This is a genomic window from Syntrophaceae bacterium, assembly GCA_013177795.1.
In the GTDB taxonomy this organism is placed as follows: domain Bacteria; phylum Desulfobacterota; class Syntrophia; order Syntrophales; family UBA2192; genus UBA2192.
The window spans coordinates 184,759-209,260 of sequence record JABLXY010000004.1 but is presented as its reverse complement, the minus strand read 5'-3'; the positions used below and the strand labels follow the sequence as shown (position 1 = coordinate 209,260).

Genomic DNA, 24,502 nt, shown 5'->3' with positions numbered 1-24,502 from the left:
CGGGACCTCGAGGATTACATCGACATGGTCCTGCGCAACGCCAAGATGCTGTCTGGCGTCGAGCTTACGGTCCGGGGCGATACGTCGGAGGAAAAGGCCGCATCCTTCCTGGATGCCCTGATCAAACATGGCCTTGCCGAGGTGCAGGACGACAAATCGGCCCGGATACCGATTCCCTCCCTGGTTTGGCAGGGCATCGACGCGGTCCGGCTCTCGGGGTTGACCAACATGCTCGACCGGCCGGTCGTCGCCCGGCTGGCTGGGGAGCTCGGATATCCCGATGCCGCGAGCTGGATCGAGGAGCATCCGAAGGAATACGCCGAGGGCGTCTTCCGCGGGTTCATCGTCGATCCGCAGGGAGGGAAATCCTGATGTGCGGGCTCGCGGGAGTCATCTTCGGAAATAAGCGGCGACGCGCCGAGGAGCGGGAGTATCTCGCCTGGCTCTTCACCCGCCTGCTTGTATTGAGCGAGGAGCGCGGACCACACGCCACCGGCGCGGCATGGCTCGACACCGACGGCGGACACCGGCTCTTCAAGCGGCCGGTGACGGCCGAGCGGTTCGTCACGGACAAGGCCTTCGCCGAACTCCTTGCCTCTATGGACAACCGCGCCACGCTCCTGCTCGGCCATACCCGGTGGCGCACCCGAGGGGACGAGCGGGTCAACAGCAACAACCACCCGATCCGCGCCGGGGAGGTGATCGGCACCCACAACGGCACCATTTACAACGCCGACTACCTGTTCCGGCGCTGGAAGATGCGGCGCTTCGCCGAGGTGGACAGCGAGATTCTGTTCCGCCTGGCCGCGAACGCCGCCCGGGACGGGGCCATGGATATCGAGCGGTTCAAAGCCCGGCTCCGACGCTGTCGGGGTCAGATCACCGCCGTCATCGCCTGCCGGACCGACCCGGGCACCGTCTTTGTGCTCAAGGGGAATCGGCCGTTGGAACTGCGCTGGCATCCCCGCCGCAAAGCGGTTCTCTACGCTTCGGACCCCGCATACCTCGACGCCGTGCTGGCGGAGGAAAAAGGCTGGCGTGAGATTGCGGTCCCGCCCATGAGCCTGGTGGTGTTCCGGCGCGAGGACCTGGCCGCGTACTCGGTGGAGCCCTTCGAGTTCGTCGCCCAGGAGAGAAAGGGCGCGGAGCCATGACAGACACCCCAATGAACCCGATGAACCAGGCAATGAACCCAACAGAACCCTCGAACGGGAACACAAGCGGAATGCTGAGACTCTTTGTCTACGGCACACTGAAGCGCGGTTTCTGGAACCACGACCGCTTCTGCCGGGGCGTCGTGACGGTGGAGGACGCCTTGGTCCGCGGCCGCCTCTTCGAGACATCCTCCGGAATCCCCGTCCTGCAGGTCCCGGAAGAGGACATCCTCGCCGTCGGGACCACCAATCCGCACGCCGACGTGGCCACACAAGCGCTCGTTGCGGCTCGTATGTCCATTCCCGAGCCAACCCCCGACCGGTTCCCGAAGAACGTCACGGGCGCGCCCTGGGGTCTCGTGTACGGGGAGCTTCTTGCCTTCGACGACCCCGAGACCCGCCTCCCGGCCATCGACCGGCTGGAGGGGTTCCACCCCGGCGGTCCCTGCCTCTACCGCCGTGTTCTGGTCACAGCATGTATGAACCAAGGAAAGGTGCTGACTGCGTGGGTCTATGTTGCCGGAAGCAACATAGAAGGCCGTTTCAAATCGTTACCGGACGGCACTTGGCGCTGAGCCGGTCCTCGATTGAACCCGCCGGCTATTCCAAAAAATAATTGACACGAACTGACACGAACTGTAACCTACATCTCTGTGATGAGGTATAATAAGGATAAATTTACCTGGACACTGCAGAGGTGCTTCTGATGGAAAACAAACCGGACAACGTCCTGACCATAGAAGAGTTATCCCTTTATCTGAAAATACCGAAGTCGACGCTCTACAAGCTTGTTCGGGAGGGAAAGATCCCTTCTCAAAAGGTCGGACGCCACCTGCGTTTCCATCGGGAGTCCATCGACGAATGGTTGAAGCGCGAAGATGAACACGTGAGGCGGGGGTAGCCATGGCCTTGAACGAAGCCGATACCTGCCGCCGCTATATCGTTCCCAAACTCCAGGCAGCTGGCTGGGATGACGAACCGCACCGCATCAACGAACAGGTTACGTTCACCGATGGCCGCATCATCGTGTCCGGCCGCCAGGGACGCAGAAGACCCGGAAAACGCGCCGACTACATTCTTCGCTACCGCCCCGACATGCCCATAGCCGTGGTCGAGGCGAAACCCTCATACGCCACCCCTGGCCAGGGTCTTCAACAGGCCAAGGAATATGCGGAAATCCTCGGCCTAAAATTCGCCTATGCCACCAACGGTCAAGGGATTGTCGAGTTTGATTACATAACCGGCCTCGAACGCGAAATAGCGGACTTTCCCATGCCGGAAAATCTGTGGACGCGTTTGATCAATTCGGAGTCTATCGACCCCCGGTCGGTGGAACGGCTTCTCGCCCCCGCATATCATTTGAGCGGCAAATCGCCGCGCTACTACCAGGAGATCGCCATCAACAGAACCGTTCAAGCGGTTCTTCAGGGACGCCGGCGCATCCTACTGACAATGGCTACCGGGACGGGAAAAACCGTCGTGGCCTTTCAGATCTGCTGGAAGCTTTGGTCATCGCGCTGGAACCGAACCGAGGACTACCGGCGACCCCGAGTCCTGTATCTGGCGGATCGCAATGTCCTGGTCGATGATCCTATGGCCAAGATATACGCGCCCTTCGGCGATGCGCGCTGGAAAATAGAAGGGGGCGTGGCCAACAAGAGTCGGGAAATGTACTTCGCAATTTATCAAGCCATCGCCCGAGACGAACGCAGACCCGGACTCTACCGTGAATATTCGCCGGTTTTTTTTGATTTGATCATCGTGGACGAGTGCCACCGCGGAAGCGCCAAGGACGACAGCAACTGGCGGGCCATCCTCGAGTATTTCGAGCCGGCAATCCAGGTTGGGATGACGGCCACCCCCCGGCGGCAGGATAACGCCGATACATACCGCTACTTCGGAGATCCCATTTACCAGTACAGCCTTCGCCAAGGGATCGACGACGGGTTCCTGGCCCCCTATCGGGTTCACCGCGTCATCACCACTTGGGACGCGGCGGGTTGGCGTCCGAGCCAGGGAGACCTTGACCGCTATGGCCGGGAAATCCCGGACGAGGAATACCGCACCAACGATTTCGAGCGCATCGTATCTTTGAAGGCCAGGACCGAGGCCGTCGCCAGGCATTTGACAGAATTTCTGAACAAGACAGGGCGGTTCGACAAGACCATCGTCTTTTGTGTCGATCAGGAGCACGCCGACGAGATGCGCCGCGCGCTGAACAACCTGAACGCCGACCTGGCCCGCCAACATTCCGATTATGTGTGCCGTGTAACGTCCGACGAAGGCGGCATCGGCCGAGGCCATTTGAGCAACTTCCAGGATGTCGAACGCCGAACACCCGTTATTTTGACCACGTCGCAGATGCTGACCACGGGCATAGACGCGCCGACGGTCCAGAACGTCGTGCTCGTCCGGGTCATCAACTCGATGACGGATTTCAAACAAATCATCGGGCGGGGGACCCGTGTCCGGGACGATTACGGCAAGTTCTTTTTCAGCATCCTTGATTACACCGGGTCGGCCACCCGCATGTTCGCCGACCCCGACTTTGACGGGGACCCGTCCATCGAGACGGAGCAGCATATCGACGAGGAAGGCCGGCCGACGGATTCGGAAACGGTCGTGACGCCCGAGGAAGAACCCGAGGCGGGCGACGAGGTGATTGTCGATCCACTGCCCCCGGATGATGGCGCTCCCGCCGAGAGGCGCAAATTTTACTTCGACGGCGGCCAGGTCGCCATTGCCGCTCACCTCGTCTATGAGCTCGACGCCGACGGCAATCAACTCAGGGTTGTCGGCTTTATAGACTATACCGCGGAAAAGGTGCGGACCCTTTATCGGAACGCGGCCGAACTTCGTAACGATTGGGCCGACCCCGATCATCGAAAAGAGATTATCGACAAATTGGGCGAACGGGGCATCGATTTCGACGCGTTGGCCTCCCTGGCGGATCAACCCGATGCCGACCCCCTCGACCTCCTGTGTCATATCGCCTTTAACGCGCCGCTGCGGACACGGCGCGAGCGCGCCCAGCGCCTGCGCTCCGAGAAGAAGGATTTCTTCGATCAATATGGCACCGAGGCGCGGGAGATACTCTGTGAACTTCTCGACAAGTACACCGAGCATGGCACCGCCCAATTCGTCATCCCCGAAGTGCTGGAGGTCCCGCCCATCAGCAAACGCGGCAATGTGATCCAAATCGCCCGTTATTTCGGCGGAGAAGACCGGCTGGTCGAAGCGATTCGAGAACTGCAAACGCTGCTCTACGCGGCTTAAGGGAAAATGATGGCCAAACGAACCAAGAAAGCGACCCCGCCCAAAACCACGGCCGAGCGTCTGGGCAGCGTCATCAAGTCCTGCCGGCAGATCATGCGCAAAGACAAGGGCCTGTCCGGCGACCTGGACCGGTTGCCGCTCCTGACGTGGGTCATGTTTCTCAAGTTTCTCGATGACCTGGAGCAGATCGAAGCGTCGCGCGCCAAGATGAGGGGAACGAAATACCGCCCGACCATCGAACCGCCTTACCGCTGGCGCGACTGGGCCGCTCAAGACAATGGTGTTACCGGCCCGGAGCTGATCGCCTTCATCAACCAGGAAGAGGCTGTCCGGCCCGACGGGACGAAAGGGTCGGGGCTGTTCGCTTACCTGAGCGGCCTGCACAACGGCCCCACGAGCCGCAAGCGCGTCATCGCCAGCGTTTTCAGCCGCCTGACCAACCGAATCCAGTCCGGCTACATCCTGCGCGACGTCATCAATCAGGTCGACGCGATCCATTTCGAGGCCCAGGATGAACTCTTCACCCTCGGTCACCTCTATGAATCCATGCTGCGGGAGATGCGTGACGCGGCCGGCGATTCGGGCGAGTTCTACACCCCGCGTCCGGTGGTGCGCTTCATGGTCGAGGCCCTCGACCCGCACCTTGGAGAGACGATCCTCGACCCTGCCTGCGGCACCGGCGGCTTCCTGGTGGAGTCCTTCAACCACTTGGGTAAACAGGTCAAGACCGTGGAGGACAGGCGGGTACTCCAGAAACAATCCATATTCGGCGGCGAGGCCAAGCCGCTTCCCTATCTCCTCTGTCAGATGAACCTGCTCCTGCACGGTCTCGAAGCCCCTCAAATCGATCCGGAGAACAGCCTGCGTTTCCCGCTCAACGAGATCGGCGACCGCGACCGGGTGGACGTGATCCTCACCAATCCGCCCTTCGGCGGCGAGGAGGAGCGCGGCATTCTGAACAACTTTCCTGAGGCCAAACAGACCACGGAAACCGCCCTGCTGTTTCTCCAAATGATCATGCGCAAGCTCAAGCGCGGGCCCAAGCCCGGCCGCGCGGCCGTGGTCGTGCCTAACGGCACCTTGTTCGGCGACGGGGTCTGCGGCCGGATCAAGGAGGAGTTGCTCACGGCCTTCAATCTCCATACGGTGGTGCGCCTGCCCCAGGGTGTATTCGAGCCCTACACCGCCATCCCGACCAACCTGCTTTTTTTTGACCGCTCCGGCCCCACCGATATCATCTGGTACTATGAACTGCCCCTGCCCGAGGGGCGTAAGAAATACACCAAGACAAGCCCGCTGCAATACGAGGAGTTCGCCGACCTGCTCAAATGGTTCCACGCCGAGCGCCGCCGCGAAACCGAGCACGCCTGGAAGGTCAAGGCGCGAGACGTATTGGCCGGCGGCGGTAACCTCGACATCAAGAACCCGCGCGGCGCGGAAGCCCTTGAGCACCTGCCGCCCAAACAGCTTGCCGAGAGCATCGCCGAGAAGAACCGCCGGGTCGGCGAGATCATGGAGGAGATCAAGGCCATCCTATCGGAGCCGGCTGCATCGGGGGGGAAGGTCCGATGAGTTCGAACGGCTGGCGAAGGGTTCCCTTGAGAGAATTGCTTACCATCGATCTTGACAAAGTTCCCGTTAGGGCCGGTGTTCAATACCCAATGGTTGGAGTTTACAGCTTCGGCAAAGGGCTTTTTCATCGTGAGCCAGTTGATGGAACAACTTGCAGTTACAAAACCTTCAACCGGCTCAAGTCAGAACATTTTGTGATGAGCCAGCTTTTCGGTTGGGAAGGCGCTCTTGCCTTGAGTTCGGAGGACTTCAGCGGCCATTTTGTGTCGCCTCAATTTCCGACGTTTCTTTGTGCGCCTGAGTTGAATCGTGAATACCTTGGATACTTCACACTCCAACCTGTTTTCTGGCATGACTTGGGCAGCCGAACCCGAGGAATGGGAGACCGGAGGAGAACGCTTAATCCAGAAGCTCTTTTTGCATGTGAAATCCCCCTCCCGGACCGCAAGGAACAGGACCGGATCGTGGCGAAACTCGACGCCTTGTCCGCCCGCATCGACGAAGCCCGCGAATGCTATCGCCAGATCGAACAAGAAGCCAGTACCATGCTTCACAGTGCCTTCTCACGGATCATCGAAGGCGCTCCGCGATTGCGGATTGGTGATGTAGCCCCCCTTTTAAGACGACCAGTGGACGCCACCGTTGACGGTGAGTATCCGGAATTGGGTGTTCGCTCCTTCGGCAAGGGAGTCTTTCATAAGCCCACACTTCTGGGTGCGGAGTTGACATGGCAGAAGCTTTTCCGTGTCAAGGAGGGCGACATTGTCATCAGCAACATCAAGGCATGGGAAGGAGCGATTGCTGTAGCTGGACCCGATGACGATGGACGCGTTGGCTCACATCGCTACCTCACGCTCGTTCCTGTCGAGGGCAAAACGACGGCTGGTTTTCTATGCTTCTACCTTTTAACGGCCAAAGGACTTGTAGACATCGGGTATGCTTCTCCAGGTAGCGCGGATCGCAATCGAACTCTTGGTCAAAAGGCCCTGGAAGAAATCGAGGTTCCGATCCCGGATTACGGCCAGCAGGTTTGGTTCGACCGCCTACAGGCAAAGGTGCGTGAAATGCTCATGACACAACAGGATGGCCTAACAGAACTCGACGCCATGCTTCCCTCGATTCTGGACAAGGCGTTCAAGGGAGAGCTTTAAACAGGTATGCCCAAAACAGAGAACCAAGCACCCAAGCGCCCGAAGCAGCGCAAAACGGTTTCAGCCTTGACGAGCAAGAAGCTCTACCAGGAAGCCGACAACCGCTGCCCGTTCTGCGGCGTCGCGGATGTGGCGGTGCTGGAGATTCATCATATCGACGGAGACCCCTCGAACAACAAGATCGAAAACCTGATCGTCGTGTGCGGGAACTGCCACTCCAAGATCACGCGCGGGGAGATTTCACCGGCGGATGTCCACGCCAAGAAGATGGAACTGTTCTGGACCCACAGGGCGTCACCCCGGCGGGCTGAAAAAAGCCCCAGGCAGTCGGTGAGTGTGAATGCCGCGAGTGTCAGCGGCAGCATTATCGCCAACACCGTAACCTTCGGCCGCAAACGGTCGCCCCGGATGCAATACCCGGTGGATTCCATCGGCGCGGACACCATCAAAAAGGGATACATCGACTATCTGATCAAGCGCTACTTCGATTATCGTCAGGCCGACGCCAGCTATGGCAGCTTCCGCTCCTTCAACCATGCCGAAATTCACACCACCATTCAGCGCAAGTTCAAGGCGAAGACGTTCTTCATCCATGTTTCGCGCTTTGAGGAACTCTGCGACTACATCAAGGGCCGGGTGGACCAGACTATTCAAGGCAAGCGCAACCGCTCGCGCGGCATTCCGAACTACGACTTATTTGAAAAATACGAGGCGGAGCAATTGCGGCATGGCTAATGAGTCGATCCTGAAAAACTCTAAAAGCGGGCCATCAAGCACAAACGTGTAACGCCCGAACATCTGGACGAAAAACGTGCCCAAGTAATTTGAGGCACAAAAAATACAGTATCCGGATGAACTTCCGGAAATTGAAGGCCGCGCAGGCCATGAACAGGTTCACGGAATCGCCGATCCGCCCTTTGAGGTAGTTTCGAAGCATCCTGTGATCGTTCTTGAGATGGCCGATGATTGGTTCGATGGCGGCCCTGCGGCGAAAGCGTGCCCGAGCTTGGCGCTTTTCGTGTTCAGTTTTTGGGCCTTTGCCTGATTCAGGGATTTCGATGCGGGTATCCCCGATCCTGCGCTTGCCTCGGTAGCCACGGTCGCAGATCGCCATGGTCGGCCTTTTGCCGACGATACTCTCGACCTGGCTCAGAACTGCGGGGAGAGTATGGCCGTCGAAGGGGTTGTCCGGGAAGGACAATGCGCCAACGATGATGCCGCTGATCTTGGTCACGGTCACGGATGCCTTGGCGCCGAACTCGTACTTCTTGTGAGCCTTGCCTTTGCTGATGCAGGAAACGTCTGGCTCATGGAGGCTGTAAATTTTGCCCGTGTCGGAGCGCTGCTGGCGTTGAACGCGGTCGTAGAGGTCAAGAGACTGCCGGTGAATCTCAAGCGCTTCCGGGGAAAGCTTTCGTCTCATATCGCGGATCAGGACGCCGGCGATAGTGCGCAAACGCCTGATAGCTCGCTGGGCCTCGCCCTGTTTGCGGCCTTTTGACTTGAAGCGAATGGTCCGCAGCAGCTTCTTGATCTCACGCTGGTAGCTGCGCCGGAGTTTGACGTCTTCGAGTTTGGCCATGATGCGGCAACGCGTCACGATCTTGGTCAGCAGCTTAGTGTCCGTGGGAAAGGTGATGTTCTTTTCCTGCACGGTGGAGTCCACGATAACTTCCTCTTCCTTGGCCTTGTCGCCATGGAGGGTCACGGAGACTTCGAAAATTTTGCGCACGCCGTCTTCCCCGATGCGACGCCGAAAATAGGTCAACTCGGACGGGTCGCACGGCAGCTTCCAGGTGAAGCGCTGCTGACCGCAGAAGGCCTGGAAGTAGGGGTTTTGAACCCAGATCTCGACGACGCGCTCATCGCTCAGGTTTTCAAGCTGTTTGAGGATGAGAAGCCCAACCATCAAACGGACGGGTTTGGCTGGGCGACCGGATGCGGCATAAAGCGGACGAAAGCTGTCCTCAAAAACCTGCCACGGGATGGCCTTGGCCAACCCCAGAAGGTGGTGTCGAGGATCGAGTTGATCGATCAGATCTGGGCAGAGGAAGCTGCGCTGACGGTCCGATTTTTTGGGCTGCATCGTTGGTAACCTCGGAGTGATTTCGACCAGAAAAAATGCATTATCACTGCATTACTGGTTATTTGAAATACATTATCTCCGATTAAATTTCAATAAATTTCAGTGTATTGTCACATTATCAGGGTCGACTAATGAGCTTTACACATGGAGTCGCCTGTCCGTAACGACTGAACGCGCGACGAGGCTGGAATCGTTATGACCGAGCGATGCCAAACGATGAGCCTGCATGACGCGGCGATAGGGTTTCTGTGAGAGACTGAGATTGTCTTAGAGCCGGCGGAAATTCAAGATAAGGACTATACTATACGGACAACTCCCAGGAGAATTGAAGTTTTTTGGTCATGACGGAAAACCACCAAGGACATGATTTTTCATCAGTTGTTACGATTTCCTCACAAAATAATTGCGCATCATGCCCATATCCTCATGTTCCAGGTTGTGACAATGGTACAAAAACATTCCCGGATAATCATCAAAATCAACCAATATTCTGATCCGTTCACCGGGCATTAGCAAAACCGTATCTTTCCATCCTTCATCAACATAGCCGTCATGAGCAACGCCGCCGCGTTCAATAACGCGGAACTGTTTACCATGCAGGTGAATGGGATGGGGCATGTTCATCATATTCATCATTCCACCCCCGGCGTTGTTGAATTCCCATATCTCCGCCGTGTCCAATCGGACTATCTCGTCGTCTGCCACCTCCTCCATTTGAAACACCCGGCCGTTGATGGTCCATTGCATATGCCGCATCGTGAGATAAAATTGCCGGGGACGAAAATAGTTCACAGCGTCTTTAGGACTGACAGGCCCGATCTCGGAAAGTATGTCCGGGAGACGGTAATTTGTTTTCACAGATCGGGTCACATTCACCTTGAGTACAGGAAAGTTCACACCATCTGGAAGGCGTTGATTCTGGTCCATCATTCCGCCCATCATCATGCCGCGGCCCATCTGCCCTCCACCCATGCCGCCGGCGTCGAAGGGAAGGCTCATAAGGGATGTCTTATAGCCGACTGGCTTATCGCTGAAATCGGCCCAAATCTCCAATCGCTCTCCCGGGCTAAAAAAAGCGTACCGACGATAGACCGCTTTTTCCAGTAAGCCGCCGTCTGTACCAATGATGGTCAGAGGGCGGCCGTCTTCCCATGCCAGCTTATAATTACGTGAATTGGAGCCATTCAGCAGGCGCAGGCGATAGGCACTGGTCGATACCGGCAGTGTAAAATCCGGCATGCCGTTCACCATTATCAAGTCGCCCAAAAACCCGGTCATCTGCTCCATTCTGTGCCCTGACATGTACACAAGCTGATTTTCCGGATCAAAGGTTCGATCCTGAATCACCAGCGGGACATCATATTCACCTTCGGGCAAGCCAACGGCTTGTTCTTCTGCATCGGACACAAGAAAAAGGCCTGCCAGACCACGATACACCTGTGGGCCGGTTCTGCCGTGTGGGTGTGGATGATACCAATAGGTACCGGCTCTGTTCTTGACTTCGAACTCATACAAGTAGGATTGCCCCTGCGGAACGACATAGCGCGGGTGTCCGTCCATGATCGCGGGCACATGCAGGCCGTGCCAGTGCACGATAGACTCTTCCGGAATGGCGTTATTGAAGCGAATCCGTATTTTTTCACCCTGATGGACTTTGATGATCGGGCCAAGGTAGCTACGGGGCATTTCAGCAATTCGAGCACGGTCGCCTTTGTGCACCGTCGCATGGTAGCGCCAAACCCTGGTGGGGTTTCCCGGAAAAACAGAAACCTCGCCGGGGCGCGCGGAAAGGGAAATGTCGAGGTCGGGAACGAATTCTGTATCCTGGGTTTGCCCGGCAGCCAAACGCTCAAGCCCCGGCCAGATCCCGCCTGCCATCAATCCCAGCGTACCATAGCCGGCCAGCTTGAAAAATTGCCTTCTGGAATGCCCGTTATCCATTTTCATTCCTGTGTTTTTGCCTTTCATCGCAAGCCTCCCACGGGGCCTACCGGAGTATCTCTTTTTTCATGGATTCAAATTCATCGCGGGTGATTTCTCCCTTGGCATAGCGTTCCTTTAAAATATCCATTGCCTGAGTACCTGTGCTGACTCCGGAATGGCTTCTGCTACCCGTGTTTTGAACCAACCATCGAATCAAAAAGACGATGCCGGCGATGACTAAAACCCAAAACAATAACATCATTATCATGCCAAACCACCCCATTCCCCAGTCGCCCATCATCCATCGTCCCATGTGCCAGTTCCGGTACCCGCCGGATTGAGCGAATGCGGGGCTTAAAAGAATATTGTTCAAACCCCATATCGTGAGAAGTCCTAACAAAACCTTGTTGTAAAAAGATTTGATGACCATATCTTTCACCTCAATGGTAATTCAAGTTGAGACGAATATGCTCCATCACCATCCGCAGTATCCGCCTCGGCCATCCCCGTAGCCTGGCGCGCGGCGGTGGTAGCCTCTGCCGTCTAGGTCATACATAGTGCCGTAGGAGCTGCTATTTCGGTAATCATCGCCATGATATCCATTGTAGCCATATCGGTATGGGCCATGGCCCGTTCCGCAACCCGCCAGCACCGTTAATGCAAGTCCCAAAATCGCAATAAGCGTGATTGGCCTTATCGCCGTTTTCAAAAAATTCCTTTTCATCGGCTCACCTTTCTATCGAGTCGTCATTTGTTGCAATCGTCAACCGGTTCCCTGTAGGTTTCGTGTATGACAATGGGCGGCGTTCGCCGCCCTGTCATACACCTTCAACCGCGTAACGAGTTTACCACATGCAATATCCACCACCACGGGGACCGTAACCCATCATTGAACCGTGGCCCCGATACCCGCGATTGTAGTTGGGGACGGATTCTCTGGCTTGCATTTCATAATCCAGCCGCTTTTGATCAAGCTCGCCCCGCAGCTTGGAAATTTCGCTCTGCAACGTTGAGGCCTTGCTGGTGTCCGGGTTTTCCTTGCTCAACTCACCTTGCAATGCGAGTTCCTTCTCATACAGTTGTTGCCTGATGCCTTCAGTCGCCTTGAAGAACTCCGAGCGCTGCTGATCCAGCTTTGCGATTTCATCGGCGGAGAGATTGCCGTAATAGCCGCTTCCTCCCTGCCAGCCCGGTCCCATCATGCCTGGTCCCATCATATGTCCGTATCCAGGGCCCCATTGGGCAAACGCCACGGTCGAGATTCCAAAAACGGCCAATACAGCCAGCGTCATAAGTCCTTTAGTATTTCGTTTCATTTCGTGCCTCCATTATGTAATTTAATTTTTTGCGATTTGTTGTTGTCCCCAATCATAAAAGCGGCCGCTTTCTGAAAGCCGTTTGGCTTTTATTTTAAGAATAGAGCAAACATGATGCCAACACTCTGCCATGCCGTCCCAAAACGAATATATGTAGCTGTAATAACTTAACTTTTAAAATATGAAGTGTGCGGTAGGATAGATCGTATTAAGGCATGCAGGTGGGGATGTGGTTCGATAATACCCACTTTAGTCTTTCCTGAATTGCATTGTGGGGTTAAAAGGGACAGTTCATGAAAAAGCGGGACCTCTATCTAATCAAAGCCATCCCGAGATGACCAGGAAAATGGCGAAGCCCGCAAGAAGGCTAAGCGCGGACCAGCGGCTATCTTCGGCACTCTCATGGGCCTCGCGCATCATATCCTCCATGGCGGCAAGCATATACAACCCGGCGACAAAGACTAGTCCGGCCATTTTTATAATTTCGCTCCGCCCTTGAAGCATGACGTATGCAAGAATAGCGGCAATGACGACCGGCAAGAGAAACGAAGCGGAAACGAGTAGCCGTTTGGCCCGCCCCACGCCCTTATCCCGGAAGTTGGCAATGGTTGCGAAGCCTTCGGGGATATCCGCCAATACCTGGCCCAAGGCCAGGATGAGCGCCATTTGGCTCGACACCGCCGATCCCGTGCCGATGAACAGTCCATCCCCGACAAGATCGGTTGCCACCGCCAGGTAGACCATCCATGCCCCTGCTCCAGCTCCGGCTTGTTTGCCCTCTTGCCATCGTTTGACGCCGGATTCTATGAACAGGTAAGCGCTGCCACCTCCCATGAAAGCCAAGGCGAGCAGCCAGGCCGGCGCGCCAGCAAGTGCAGCCGGCATCACTTCGACCGCAACAACTGCGAGGATAATTCCGGTGGCAGCATGCAGGGCGTGATTGAGTGTTTTTTTCGACGGCCGCAGCCACTCAGCGAGCACGCCGCCGCTGAAATTTCCCAGCGCCGGAAGCGTCGCCAAGCCAAGGACCGTTAAGAATTCGCTTTCCATTAGGAAGCTCAATCTATTCCATAATCTTTGAGTTTCTTGTGAAGGGTCTTGCGGTTGATGCCAAGCCTGCGCGCTGTTTCGCTTTTATTCCCGCCACTGTCTTCAAGCGTGGCCAAAATCGCCTCCCTTTCAACTTCCTCCAAGGGGCGGTTGGCTGCAACCGGTGGCGGCGGAGCCGCCCAGTCGCTTTTCTCGGCATAGCTTTCGGTGATGGTGGCGGGAAGTTCTTTTTCGGTGACGTGCTCGTCCGGCAGGAGAATCACGGCGCGCTCAATGACGTTTTCAAGTTCCCTGACATTGCCGGGCCAAGCGTATTTGAGCAGCATATCCATTGCCAGCGGCGAAAAGCCTTTAACCCGCTTGTGGTTTTTGGTCGCGTACTTGGCCAGGAAATGCTGAGCGAGTACAGGAACATCATCCTGGCGTTCGCGTAGCGGCGGGATACGAAGCGTGACGACGTTCAGTCTATAGAAAAGGTCTTCACGGAATTTTCCGTTTTTCACATCCTCCTCCAGGTTTCGGTTGGTCGCGGCGAGAATCCGCACGTCCACGCGCAGGGTCTCCTCTCCGCCGACTCGCTGGATTTCCCGCTCCTGGATGACTCGCAGCAGTTTGGCCTGCATCGCGGCGGAAGTCTCGCCGATTTCGTCCAGAAAAATGGTGCCCTTGTCAGCCTGCATGAAGCGGCCCTCGCGGCGTCTGTCCGCGCCCGTGAAAGCGCCTTTCTCGTGACCGAAAAGCTCTGATTCCAACAGCGTTTCGGTAAGGGCCGCGCAATTGACCACTACCAGCGGCCGGTCCTTGCGTTGGCTGTTGTGATGGATGGATTTCGCGATCAACTCCTTTCCTGTCCCGCTTTCCCCGGTGATCAATATGGTTGCCTCCGATGGCGCGATCATGGCCATCATGTCGATAAGCGCCTTCATCGGTTGGCTCTTTCCGATGATATTTTTCAGTTCGTAGTCAGCGCTCAGTTTAGATTTCAAGGTGGCGTTTTCGGATTTCAGGCCGGAATGCTCAAGGGCGCGCGCCAGGCTTATCTTAAGCACTTCAAAGTCCAGGGGCTTTGTTAAATAATCGTAGGCCCCGGCCTTTAGGGCCTCAACCGCCGAATCAACGGAAGAATAGGCGGTCATGATGAGAATCGGTATGGCTGGGTTGTATTGCTTGATTTGTTTCAGGGCCTCGATACCGCTCATATGGGCCATGCGGACGTCCATCAGAATCAGGGCGAAGGGCCTTGCCTTGACGCTTTCCACTGCTTTTGCGCCGTCATCGGCCGTGAACACCTGGTAGCCCCAGCTTCTGACAATGGTTTGAAGGGTTTTTAAATGATTCGTGTCGTCATCGACGATCAAGATGTGAGATGAGCTTGGTGCGGTCATATCTACCTCATTTTTTCGTTCTGCAAGGGCAGGGCAATGGAAAAAACGGTGCCTTGACCAAGGGCGCTGCGGACCTTGATCTGCCCCTGATGGGCTTCGATGATTTTATGAACAATCGCCAGCCCCAGTCCGGTCCCCTTGGGTTTGGTGGTAAAATAGGGGTCGAATATCTTGCTCAAGTCATCCGCAGATATTCCACGACCATTGTCCTTGATATCAATCGCAAATATGTCGTCTTCCCTGATGGCGCTGGAGACGGTCAGTTGACCGCCCTTTTCCATGGCTTGCAAGGCGTTCAGGTACAGATTTAAAAAGCACTGGGTCAGACGGTCCGGATCAACGTTCATATCTGGGATATCGGGTGTGAGATGTAATTGAATATCAACGTTTTTTGCGGCCGCCTCTTGTTGAACCAGCCTGACCGAATGCATCAAAATCTCGTTCAGATCCGACGGCTTCGGCTTCAACTTTGTTGGCCGTGCGAACTCCAACAACTCACTGATCACCCGGCTCAACCGATCCACTTCTTCGATCATGACCCCGGCCATCTCCCTATCCTCGCTGCCTTCCTCGAACTTGCTCTTGTAATAAGAGGCGATGCCCTTGATGGAACTCAAGGGATTTCTGATTTCATGGGCCACACCGGCGGCAAGGCCGCCGATGGCCGCCAGTTTTTCCTTGCGGCGGACTTCATCCTGAAGGCGGCGGATTTCGCCAAGATCGCGAATGATCAGAACCTGCCCGACAAATCGCCCTTCCTCGTTGATAATTTTCGATGCGCTGATGCTAACCGGAACAACCTTGCCCTCGGCGAATTCGCATTCCATTTCTTTTTCGGATATCGATTCGCCTCGGTCCAGGCATTCCGTTAATCCGCAAAGATGATATGGCAGAACAGCGTTGGACTCCTTACCTCGTGCTTGGGACAGATCCAGTCCGGTGATACGCTCGGCGGCGCTGTTGAAAAATGCGATTTTTCCGTTTTTATCCGTGGCGATCAACCCGACGGGGAGACTGGTCACCACCTGGTCCGCCACCGCGCTGGTATCTTGAAGCGAGCGCCTGGCCGAGCGATAGCTTTGCAACCAGAACATGGATATGAAACCGGCCAGTCCCAAGACAACTAATACGCCTGATATAATGGCCGTGTTACGGATATCCTCCAAACGCGCGTCCTCAAAGGGTTGGGGGTCCAAACCAACCAGCATCACCTGTTCTTCGTCGGCACTTGTCGAAGGAAAGCACCAGTCATTATCCATCCCCATCATCATGCCGCGCCCTTGCATGATCCGGCCCATGTGATTGCCCATCCAGGTGTTCCGGCCGGAAATAGGCCGGAAATATCGGTACACTTCAAACGCATGCCGCTGGTTGTCGATGCTTCTAAAACGCCAGTTGATTCCCTCCGACGGACTTAGCTTGCCTTCAGGCGAATCCGTGCTCATCTGGGTGCCAATCAATCCGCGATTGCTGCTGGCCAGAACCAGCCCCTGGTTGTTCACCACCGTAATGTAAAGGACGTCCGGAACCTGGGCGGTTTCTTCGATCAGGGTTTGAACCTGCTGCCCGCCCCACATCATGCCCATCATTCCGGTCCGGGCGCCGGCCTCCACCGCCTTGATGATTGCGGCGCCCTTTTCACTCAAGATCTGGGACATGTATTTTTTTTCTCGGCTGTAATTTTGGTAGGCCAGCACCACCGCGACGATCAGCAAAATTACCGCCGATCCAATGATGACCCAAGGCGATGTGGGTAGGCTGGTCCGTTTTCGGCGAATTGTTTTTGGAATCATGGCAACCTCGATCTCCTTGTTTTTTTAATAGTATACACATGAGTGGGTATTTTGGCAACAGTTCATTTTCTTTGGAATGGGAATATTGGGTAATATGGCCACAGATGGTGGGGTGGTTAACCTTCAAAGGCTCTGAATGTCCACCTCTTCATATCTATTTATATCAAAAAATTCAAATACATAGATTGTATTTTTGGTTTTATGGCACGCAATTTGATATCAGTAAAAGCAACGGCGACCATGGTGCCATGGACATTCAGTTTATGTAGAAAAAAACACACTGGAGGTAAAAACATGAAAAAGGCGATTCTCATCGTTGTGGCGGTGGCCTTCACCGCATTGATCGGAACGCAGGCTTTCGCCTGCTATTGGGATGGCTACTGGGGCGGCCCCACAGGTGGGCCGATGGCGGGGTATTACAGCGGCAACTATCAGGGATTTTACGATCAAACCGCCCAACTCCGTCAGGACTTGGCCGCTAAACAGGGCGAATACAACGCGCTGCTGGCAACGTCTAATCCCGACCCCAAACGGGCCGCGGAGCTGAGTCGGGAAATCACGGTCCTGCACGACAAGTTGAGCGCCCAGGCGCGTTCGCACAACCTGCCGGCTCCGAATGCCGGATACTCCGGATACTACGGCCGGATGGGCGGATACGGGTGCTGGTGGTAACATCAATAAAGATGATGAGACGGCCGGGCGGCTTCCGGCCGCCTCGCTATTAAACCGATAAGGAGATCTGGTCATGTGGGGCTGCGATTACGGACCTATGTCAGGAGGCTGGTGGGGTGGATTTTTCCCGGGGAGTTTACTGTCTCTGCTGATATGGGGCTTGGTTATTTTTTTGATTGTGTATCTTGCAATTCGGATATTTAAGGCCCAAGCGCATGGCCCGCAGGGACCGTCTCAGGATCGTTTCGATTCCGAGGCTATCTTGAAGGCGCGATTCGCCAGAGGGGAAATCTCACGGGAAGAATTTATTAAAATGAGGCAAATACTCTCTCAGCCATAAATGGTGTCGGTTGCTATAAATTGGAAAGGAAGTGTCGCCATGCAATCAAAAAAAGATTATCAAACAGGTGAGTCCCAAAGATCGACGGATGTGGAGCTGGCAGGCGCTGAGCAGGATGCCCTGGCAAAATATTTTGACGGCATGGGAACGGCCACTGCCAGAATCATCATCAACCGGCACATTAATGACAATCAATGGGAAAAATACGGCCTGAAGGATTTAAAAAACACCGGGCGCTATTACATTGCCAGAATAGTAGAAAAGGACGGCGGTCTCATCGATGAGGTCCTCATCGACAAACAATCCGGAACAATTCAGTCGCTGCGAGGCAAACCCGGTAATGGAGACTGAAAGCGACCATGGCGTTGAAAGCATATGAGATGACAACTTCATGCAAAACCACGCTCAAGGTCGGGGATGTGCTCAACAATAAATGGGTGATCCTCGGATTTCTCGGCAAGGGCGGAATGGGCGAGGTCTATCGTGCGCACCAGAACAATCTGAATCGCGATGTGGCAATCAAGGTTGTTTCGCGGGAATGGCTCGAATCCATCGACGAGGGCGATGAAGAGGCCGAAACACTGGTCCAGCGGTTCAGGCGGGAAGTCCAGGCCATGGCTCAGATTCGGCACCCCAATATTTTACAGGTTTTCGACCATGACGCCATCACCGTAAAAAAGTGCGATCAGGACGCGTCCGTAGAGTACATCGCCATGGAATACATTCCCGGCGGGTCTCTTAGAGACACCATGTCTGAGGAAGGATTCTACCCGGAAGAGGCTCTTATCAAGACCTGGGTGAGGCGGTATTTTTTTCCCCTGTTGGCGGGTGTGATGGCACTGCACGACAGCGGCATCGTGCACCGCGATCTCAAACCTGAAAATATTCTCATGGACCAGGACACGCCCAAAATCGCCGATTTCGGCCTGGCCCGTTCGAGCAGGCTGAAACCGGTCACCCAGTCCATGGACGTGAAAGGTTCGCCTCACTACATGTCTCCGGAACATTTTTTCGATTTCAAAAGGGCCGATCAGCGCGCCGATGTTTATTCCCTGGGCAAGATACTTTTTGAAGCCGTTGACGGCAAAATCAAGTCTGGAACGACGCCGTTTAAAAACGCAAAACTGGCCAAAACCGAATCACCTTTTTTCCAGGAGCTGGACCGAATCATTCAAATGGCCACGGCCGAGAGCAGAGACGAGCGGACGGAGTCGGTCCGGGACTTGCTCGGACAACTTGAACGCGTCATCCAGGGACTGGAGCTTCAAAAAAAGGCAGAAAAATGGTCCAGATCAAATTCCGCTTCCCCTTTTTCGAACGCCAAATGGATATGGGCAGGGATCATTGCCGCGGTGCTATTGGTCACGTCAATGACCATCTGGCATCTAACGGGCGAACCCGGTTTGCGAACGCAAAAGGGTGCCTTATCGACATCCATTAGCCAACACGAAACCAAATCAAGGCCGGGTAAGGATGAATCCTTCGCGGCTGAACACCTTGGCAAACAGCACTTCATTCAAGGAGGAGCGTTTACGATTCCCGATGTAGCGGGTGGAGATGATGAACAGTCGGTTCAGGTCGCTCCCTTTTATATGGACGAGTTCTTCGTCACGAATCAGCAGTTTGTGGGTTTCTTGAATCATAACCTTTCAAAAATTTCCATAGAAAGCGGCGTAGTAAAAGGCAATGGAGCAAACTGGTTTTTGTTGGGCGAGGTACGTTCGGGGTATGAACCGATCGTTTACCGCAACAACGAATTTCATACAAGCGATCCAGCCTATGCGTCCAGCCCCGTCCTTCGCGTCACCGGTTATGGCGCTTCGGCTTTCGCTCAATATTTTGGCAGACGACTGCCGACACAAGTGGAAATGCTCTTTGCCATGGTCAAGGGGACCGACAGCTCGACGGTGAAAGAACCCTCAAGAGATGTTAGTGTACCACCAATGGAAGGTATGATGCGGATGATGGGAGACTGGCAAAACGAAATGGAGAATTGGCCGGGAGAGAAGCGGAGCAACGCATCCCCTGAGCCAAATCCGAGCGCCAAAGGCGGCGCTGAGCCGATGGGCTCCGATTTTTTACTGTCAGCCGCGTCTTTTTCACCGAACCTGTTGGGCATAAAGGGGCTGAACCATGAAATCGGTGAATGGGTTTTTACAGAGGGACAGGGCCAGCCATCCGGGGGAGTATCGAAAACACATCGCTATGCGGTTATTGGTGGGGTCGAGGGGGCTCCAAAGGATAAAAATTCTTTGCCCACGGTCGTTGAGCGTTTCCCTTGGGAGGGATTCGAGGAAATTGGTTTCAGAACAGTTGAAAGTGCCGCTGTTGGCGATTCGGCGAAATGAGAGAGGCGTTTAGCTAAGCTATGAGAATAGCGGTGATGTCAGATATTCATGGCAATTTTGAAGCATTTGGCTGCTGCATGGAAGATATTGAGCGGTCAGGTGTTGACCGGGTTGTCAATCTGGGCGACGCCATCGGATATGGTCCACAACCAGAAGAAGTCCTTAACCTTTTGGAAAAGCGGTGCATACCGAATATTCTCGGCAACCACGAACTGGCTGTGCTGGATAAGAAATATCGTGGCGATTTTTCAACCCAAGCGTTACGCTCCCTGGAACAGACCCTGAAATATTTAACATCTGCGTCGTTGCGCTATATTGGAACGCTTCCCCGCTATCTGGAAATGGAAGGGGCGCTCATGGTGCATGGCTGCCCGCCTGATTCACCGACGGATTACTTGAACCACATGAGTTTTTCGGAAATCAGGGAGACATTTACGTCAAATGGTTTCGACATTGCCTTCGTCGGGCACACCCACCACATGATGCTCATGGGTTATGATGGAAAGGATCTTCAGTTCGATCCATTGCAGCAGGAAACCATTCAACTTAGGTCGAAATATCGGTATATCGTCAATGTCGGCGCAGTCGGCCAACCCCGAGATGGCGATCCGCGCGCAAAATATGTAATATACGATAGCGATTGGAAAACTCTGCAAATCAGGCGAGTTGATTACGACGTGGATCGGGTGATCGCTTTGATAGGTGAGCGAGGTTTTCTTCGACGGGACGCCCAAAGGCTTCTTATCGGGGATACGCCCGATAGGTGCGAAATTTATAAATTGGCGTCTCGTGATAGATAAACAGCGAGGAATCACTATATGCAAACCATTCAAGAAAAGAGGTTCCGGGTTCAAAATCTGGATTGCGCCGCCTGCGCGGCCAAGATCGAGCGGGAACTGTTAAAAACCGAAGGCGTTGAAGCGGCGACTTTGGATTTCGCCAACCTTACTTTGCATTTGAGGGCGGCTGATTTATCGAAAGCTCTCGCGACAATCATGCGGATCGAACCCGACGTCAAGATCGAGACCACAACCCAGGATTCGAAAGCGGACATCGACCGGCCAACAGAGGCAGGCAATTTTCGAAAGCAAGTCGGGGTTATCGTCATCGCGGGCATTATTTTTGCGGTTCACCTGTTTACTGAAGACCAATTACACCAACTGCCATGGGCGTGGGTGGAATATCCCATTGTATTAATGGCATATTTGCTGTCCGGATGGAGCGTATTCACAGGTGCGCTGCGGACCTTGAGGCGCGGACAGTTCTTCGATGAGAATGTACTCATGGTCCTTGCCACGGTCGGGGCCATGGCCATTCATGCGTTATCCGAAGCGGTTGGAGTGATGTTGTTTTTCAAGGTCGGCGAACTGCTTCAGGATATGGCGGTTTCCAAGTCTCGACGATCAGTCCGCGGGCTATTGGCGGCTCGACCAAACCGGGCTTTGCTCAGAACCGCAAGCGGTTTTAAGGAAACAACACCCGAGAAAGTGAACGTGGGCGAAATCATCCTGGTCAAGCCCGGCGAGAAAATCGCCCTAGATGGCAAGGTGATTGAAGGAACCTCGCAGATAGACACGTCACCTTTGACCGGCGAACCGGTTCCTGTTCAAATACGTCCGGGAGACCTCGTCCTTGCTGGCAGTATTAACAAGTCCTCGGCGCTCGCGGTTCAAGTCACAAAGCCTTTTGAGGCGTCTTCGATTGCGCGCGTATTGGAACTGGTGGAAAGCGCGGCTACCCGAAAGGCGGCCACTGAAAAGTTCATCACTACTTTTGCCCGTTACTATACACCGGCGGTGGTGGCCATCGCAGCGGCTATTGCCCTGGTTCCGCCACTGCTCATGAATGACGCTCAATTCTCGACCTGGATATATCGCGCCTTGGTTTTACTGGTGATCTCCTGTCCCTGTGCTCTGGTGGTCAGCATCCCGCTCGGTTATTTCGGTGGAATCGGCCGGGCCTCGCGCAGCGGAATCTTGATTAAGGGATCAATGTTTATCGATGCCCTTTCAAAAGTCAAAACAGTGGTCTTTGATAAGACCGGCACCTTGACATGCGGCGTTTTCACGGTGGATCGGGTCGTGACCGACAATGGATTTTCATCTGATCAGGTGCTGCAAATGGCCGCTGCGGTGGAGCTGCACTCCGATCATCCCATCGGCAAATCCATCGTAGAAGCGATGAAGAGCAAAGGACTTGCTATCGATGAATCGCTGGTAAGCGACCACGTTGCCATTCCCGGAAAAGGGGTAAAAGCTCTCTTTGACGGAAAAATTATCGCCGTCGGCAACGATGCACTTTTGCATGAGAGACAGCTCGACCATGGGCAATGTGTTTTTGACAGCACCGTGGCCCACGTAGTGGTGGATGATCAATACGCCGGCTACATTCTAATCGGAGACCAGCTCAAACCGGATGCCAAGCAGGCCGCGGAACGGCTGCGGGCAGATGGGGTTTCGAAACTTGTGATGTTGACGGGGGACAACGCGTGCGCCGCCGCAAGCGTTGCCAAGGCTCTCAATCTGGATCAATTTCATGCCGAATTGCTACCCGAAGACAAGGTCCGCATTTTCGAACAAATCCTCACGGATACCAAAGGGGACGGAAAGGTTGCCTTTGTTGGAGATGGTATCAACGATGCGCCGGTCTTGGCCCGGGCAGATGTGGGAGTGGCCATGGGTGCCCTCGGTTCGGACGCCGCCATCGAAACCGCCGATGTGGTGCTGATGACCGACGCACCGGCAAAAATGGCCGAAGCGGTCGGGCTCGCCAAGCATACCCGTCGAATTGTCTGGCAAAATATCGCGTTGGCTTTTTCCGTCAAAGGCGTTTTCATTTTTCTAGGGGCTTTTGGGATGGCGACTATGTGGGAAGCCGTCTTCGCCGATATGGGAACCGCCCTTCTTGCATTGCTTAACGCAACGCGGACGCTTCATGAGAACCCAGCCTTGAAAGTAAAATCAGATTAAGAATGTTTCCTGCACCTAAAACCAGCCACAAATTTATAACCAATCGATATTGCAGGTTTTCGGTTAACAGCCGGAGAACGAGAACGGTTATGAAGAGGGTTGCACACGGGGAGCCAGCAAACGAAACGGGACCTTGTGTTCAAGGTCCCGTTTTCTTTGGTATCTCGCTGTCCGCTTCCGTCTTCGACCGGGCGGCAGGGGAAGAGAAAATCTTCCCCTGCCGCGGACGTTCAGTCTACTTCTTCCAAACGGGCGCCGACGGGCCCCACTTCTCGGGCAGCTGCGCCTTCTCGGGCCAATCGGGCGGAACCCGCTGGCCGGGCTTCTCGCCTTCCTTCTCGATGAGCTTCTTCAGGCCCGGGCGCGCAAAGCGCGGATGCCCCGCCTTCTCCGTCCGGCCGTTGATCACCGCCTCGCTGCGCAGCCTGCGGCCGATCGTCTTCTCCATCTTCTGGCCCAGCCACAGCATCCGGTCCACGTCGTAGCCGTGCTCGATCCCCAGCTCGTCGATCTGCACCAGAAGATCCTCCAGGCAGATCAGACCCACGTAGCGCGGATCCTTGTAATAGTATTCGCCGGTGCCGCGGACCGGGCAGTCGTCCAGGAAGTTCGCCGGCTGGCCCCCCAGCCCTCCGAACGTCCCCTCGAACCGGCATATCCCCGCCTGCAGCGCCGCCAAAATCGACGACGAGGCGATCCGCTTCGTCTCGTGCAGGTGGCACAGGTGCGCCTCCGGGTTCGGCATCGCATCCAGGATCATCGAAAAATACCGGTACACGTCCGCCGCGTTGGCCGACCCGTCATGGTCTGCGTGCTCGATGTCAAAGGCCCCGATCGAGAACCACCGCTTCGTGAACTCCACCGCGTCCTCCAGCTTCGTCGCCCCGCTGATCGGGCTGCCCCATATCGTCGACACCGTGCCGCACATCTTGATTCCCGCATCCGTCGCCTTCTTGATGCAGCGCTCCGCCTCACGCCAGTACTGCGTCAGCGTCGTGCCCGAGTTGGCAAAGTGATGCTCCGGATCCGTCGACACCATCATCAAAATCCGGTCCGGACCGTAGCCCTTCTTCTTCATCTCGATGGCCCGGTCCACCGCCGGCTCGCGGATCGTCACGCACGTCAAGGTCACGTCCTTGTCGATGTCGATCTTCGCCCGGGCGCAGCGCTTCCTGAACCCGTCGCTGCGCATGGCCTGCATCACCTGTTCGGCGTCGCGGAACTGGGGAATCCCCTCGGGGCTGCCCAGGTTCGTCACCTCCAGCTCCCTGCAGCCCGCCAGGATGCTCTCCTGGCCGTAGAAAATCTTGGCCGCCGTGGAGATGAACTTCTCCTCGTGCTGAAACCCGTCGCGGATCGTGATGTCGCCGATCATGACCTTCTTCGGCATCCGGGGAAAAATCTTCCAGAAATCGTACTCCGTCGCCATGTCTCTCCAATACCTCCCTTTCGATTAGATTTGATCTG

At 55.3% G+C, this 24,502-nt stretch carries 22 protein-coding genes; 14 read left to right on the top strand and 8 right to left on the bottom strand.

Annotation, left to right across the window (positions count from 1 at the left end):
* Nucleotides 1-45 precede the first annotated feature (45 nt).
* From HPY67_15050 to HPY67_15015, 8 genes are all read left to right on the top strand, one after another.
* A complete protein-coding gene (locus HPY67_15050) occupies nt 46-372 on the top strand; it encodes a DUF5049 domain-containing protein (GenBank protein ID NPV06036.1) in 327 nt (108 codons plus the stop codon).
* The gene (locus HPY67_15045) at nt 372-1,154 is read left to right on the top strand and encodes a glucosamine 6-phosphate synthetase (GenBank protein ID NPV06035.1); all 783 of its coding nucleotides are present in this window, start codon (nt 372-374) and stop codon (nt 1,152-1,154) included. The genes HPY67_15050 and HPY67_15045 overlap by 1 nt, the downstream gene beginning before the upstream one ends.
* 71 nt (nt 1,155-1,225) lie before the next feature.
* Nucleotides 1,226-1,729, top strand: coding sequence for a gamma-glutamylcyclotransferase (locus tag HPY67_15040; GenBank protein NPV06034.1), 504 nt, complete (start codon nt 1,226-1,228; stop codon nt 1,727-1,729).
* A 128-nt stretch (nt 1,730-1,857) separates the two neighbouring features.
* Nucleotides 1,858-2,055 carry a helix-turn-helix domain-containing protein gene (locus HPY67_15035; GenBank protein ID NPV06033.1) on the top strand — a complete coding sequence of 66 codons (198 nt, stop codon included), beginning with the start codon at nt 1,858-1,860 and terminating at the stop codon, nt 2,053-2,055.
* A gap of 2 nt (nt 2,056-2,057) precedes the next feature.
* On the top strand, nt 2,058-4,430 hold the full coding sequence (locus HPY67_15030; GenBank protein NPV06032.1) for a DEAD/DEAH box helicase family protein: 2,373 nt from the start codon (nt 2,058-2,060) through the stop codon (nt 4,428-4,430).
* A 9-nt stretch (nt 4,431-4,439) separates the two neighbouring features.
* Complete coding sequence (locus HPY67_15025) at nt 4,440-6,002, top strand: N-6 DNA methylase (GenBank protein NPV06031.1); 1,563 nt, start codon at nt 4,440-4,442, stop codon at nt 6,000-6,002.
* 26 nt (nt 6,003-6,028) lie between these two features.
* The gene (locus HPY67_15020; GenBank protein NPV06030.1) at nt 6,029-7,153 is read left to right on the top strand and encodes a restriction endonuclease subunit S; all 1,125 of its coding nucleotides are present in this window, start codon (nt 6,029-6,031) and stop codon (nt 7,151-7,153) included.
* A gap of 6 nt (nt 7,154-7,159) precedes the next feature.
* Nucleotides 7,160-7,888, top strand: coding sequence for an HNH endonuclease (locus tag HPY67_15015; GenBank protein ID NPV06029.1), 729 nt, complete (start codon nt 7,160-7,162; stop codon nt 7,886-7,888).
* Between the two features lie 34 nt (nt 7,889-7,922).
* Here HPY67_15015 and HPY67_15010 read toward each other — a convergent pair whose 3' ends face one another.
* From HPY67_15010 to HPY67_14980, 7 genes are all read right to left on the bottom strand, one after another.
* Nucleotides 7,923-9,239, bottom strand: a complete 1,317-nt coding sequence (locus tag HPY67_15010; protein ID NPV06028.1) for an IS5 family transposase — start codon at nt 9,237-9,239, stop codon at nt 7,923-7,925.
* Nucleotides 9,240-9,620: 381 nt separating this feature from the next.
* Complete coding sequence (locus HPY67_15005; GenBank protein NPV06027.1) at nt 9,621-11,207, bottom strand: multicopper oxidase domain-containing protein; 1,587 nt, start codon at nt 11,205-11,207, stop codon at nt 9,621-9,623.
* A gap of 19 nt (nt 11,208-11,226) precedes the next feature.
* On the bottom strand, nt 11,227-11,463 hold the full coding sequence (locus HPY67_15000; protein NPV06026.1) for an SHOCT domain-containing protein: 237 nt from the start codon (nt 11,461-11,463) through the stop codon (nt 11,227-11,229).
* A gap of 544 nt (nt 11,464-12,007) precedes the next feature.
* Nucleotides 12,008-12,478 (bottom strand): periplasmic heavy metal sensor, encoded by a 471-nt coding sequence (locus tag HPY67_14995; GenBank protein ID NPV06025.1) that lies wholly within the window; start codon nt 12,476-12,478, stop codon nt 12,008-12,010.
* A gap of 318 nt (nt 12,479-12,796) precedes the next feature.
* Nucleotides 12,797-13,528, bottom strand: a complete 732-nt coding sequence (locus HPY67_14990; protein NPV06024.1) for a peptidoglycan-binding protein — start codon at nt 13,526-13,528, stop codon at nt 12,797-12,799.
* Nucleotides 13,529-13,536: 8 nt separating this feature from the next.
* Nucleotides 13,537-14,913 carry a sigma-54-dependent Fis family transcriptional regulator gene (locus HPY67_14985; GenBank protein ID NPV06023.1) on the bottom strand — a complete coding sequence of 459 codons (1,377 nt, stop codon included), beginning with the start codon at nt 14,911-14,913 and terminating at the stop codon, nt 13,537-13,539.
* 2 nt (nt 14,914-14,915) lie between these two features.
* Nucleotides 14,916-16,706, bottom strand: coding sequence for a PAS domain S-box protein (locus HPY67_14980; GenBank protein NPV06022.1), 1,791 nt, complete (start codon nt 16,704-16,706; stop codon nt 14,916-14,918).
* A 294-nt stretch (nt 16,707-17,000) separates the two neighbouring features.
* Here HPY67_14980 and HPY67_14975 point away from each other — a divergent pair, with 294 nt between their 5' ends.
* The 6 genes from HPY67_14975 (at nt 17,001) to cadA (ending at nt 23,035) form a co-directional block, all read left to right on the top strand.
* Nucleotides 17,001-17,378: a hypothetical protein gene (locus tag HPY67_14975; protein NPV06021.1), complete on the top strand. Its 378-nt coding sequence runs from the start codon at nt 17,001-17,003 to the stop codon at nt 17,376-17,378.
* A 73-nt stretch (nt 17,379-17,451) separates the two neighbouring features.
* Nucleotides 17,452-17,718, top strand: a complete 267-nt coding sequence (locus HPY67_14970) for an SHOCT domain-containing protein (protein NPV06020.1) — start codon at nt 17,452-17,454, stop codon at nt 17,716-17,718.
* A 39-nt stretch (nt 17,719-17,757) separates the two neighbouring features.
* Nucleotides 17,758-18,069 (top strand): hypothetical protein, encoded by a 312-nt coding sequence (locus HPY67_14965; GenBank protein NPV06019.1) that lies wholly within the window; start codon nt 17,758-17,760, stop codon nt 18,067-18,069.
* An 8-nt stretch (nt 18,070-18,077) separates the two neighbouring features.
* Nucleotides 18,078-20,066, top strand: a complete 1,989-nt coding sequence (locus tag HPY67_14960; protein ID NPV06018.1) for a protein kinase — start codon at nt 18,078-18,080, stop codon at nt 20,064-20,066.
* 20 nt (nt 20,067-20,086) lie between these two features.
* Entirely contained in the window at nt 20,087-20,866 is a 780-nt protein-coding gene (locus tag HPY67_14955) for a metallophosphoesterase family protein (GenBank protein NPV06017.1), read from the top strand.
* An 18-nt stretch (nt 20,867-20,884) separates the two neighbouring features.
* Complete coding sequence (gene cadA / locus HPY67_14950) at nt 20,885-23,035, top strand: cadmium-translocating P-type ATPase (GenBank protein NPV06016.1); 2,151 nt, start codon at nt 20,885-20,887, stop codon at nt 23,033-23,035.
* A gap of 235 nt (nt 23,036-23,270) precedes the next feature.
* Here the strand turns inward: cadA and HPY67_14945 are convergent, their stop codons facing one another.
* Nucleotides 23,271-24,464 carry a pyruvate carboxyltransferase gene (locus HPY67_14945; protein NPV06015.1) on the bottom strand — a complete coding sequence of 398 codons (1,194 nt, stop codon included), beginning with the start codon at nt 24,462-24,464 and terminating at the stop codon, nt 23,271-23,273.
* Between the last annotated feature and the right edge of the window lie 38 nt (nt 24,465-24,502).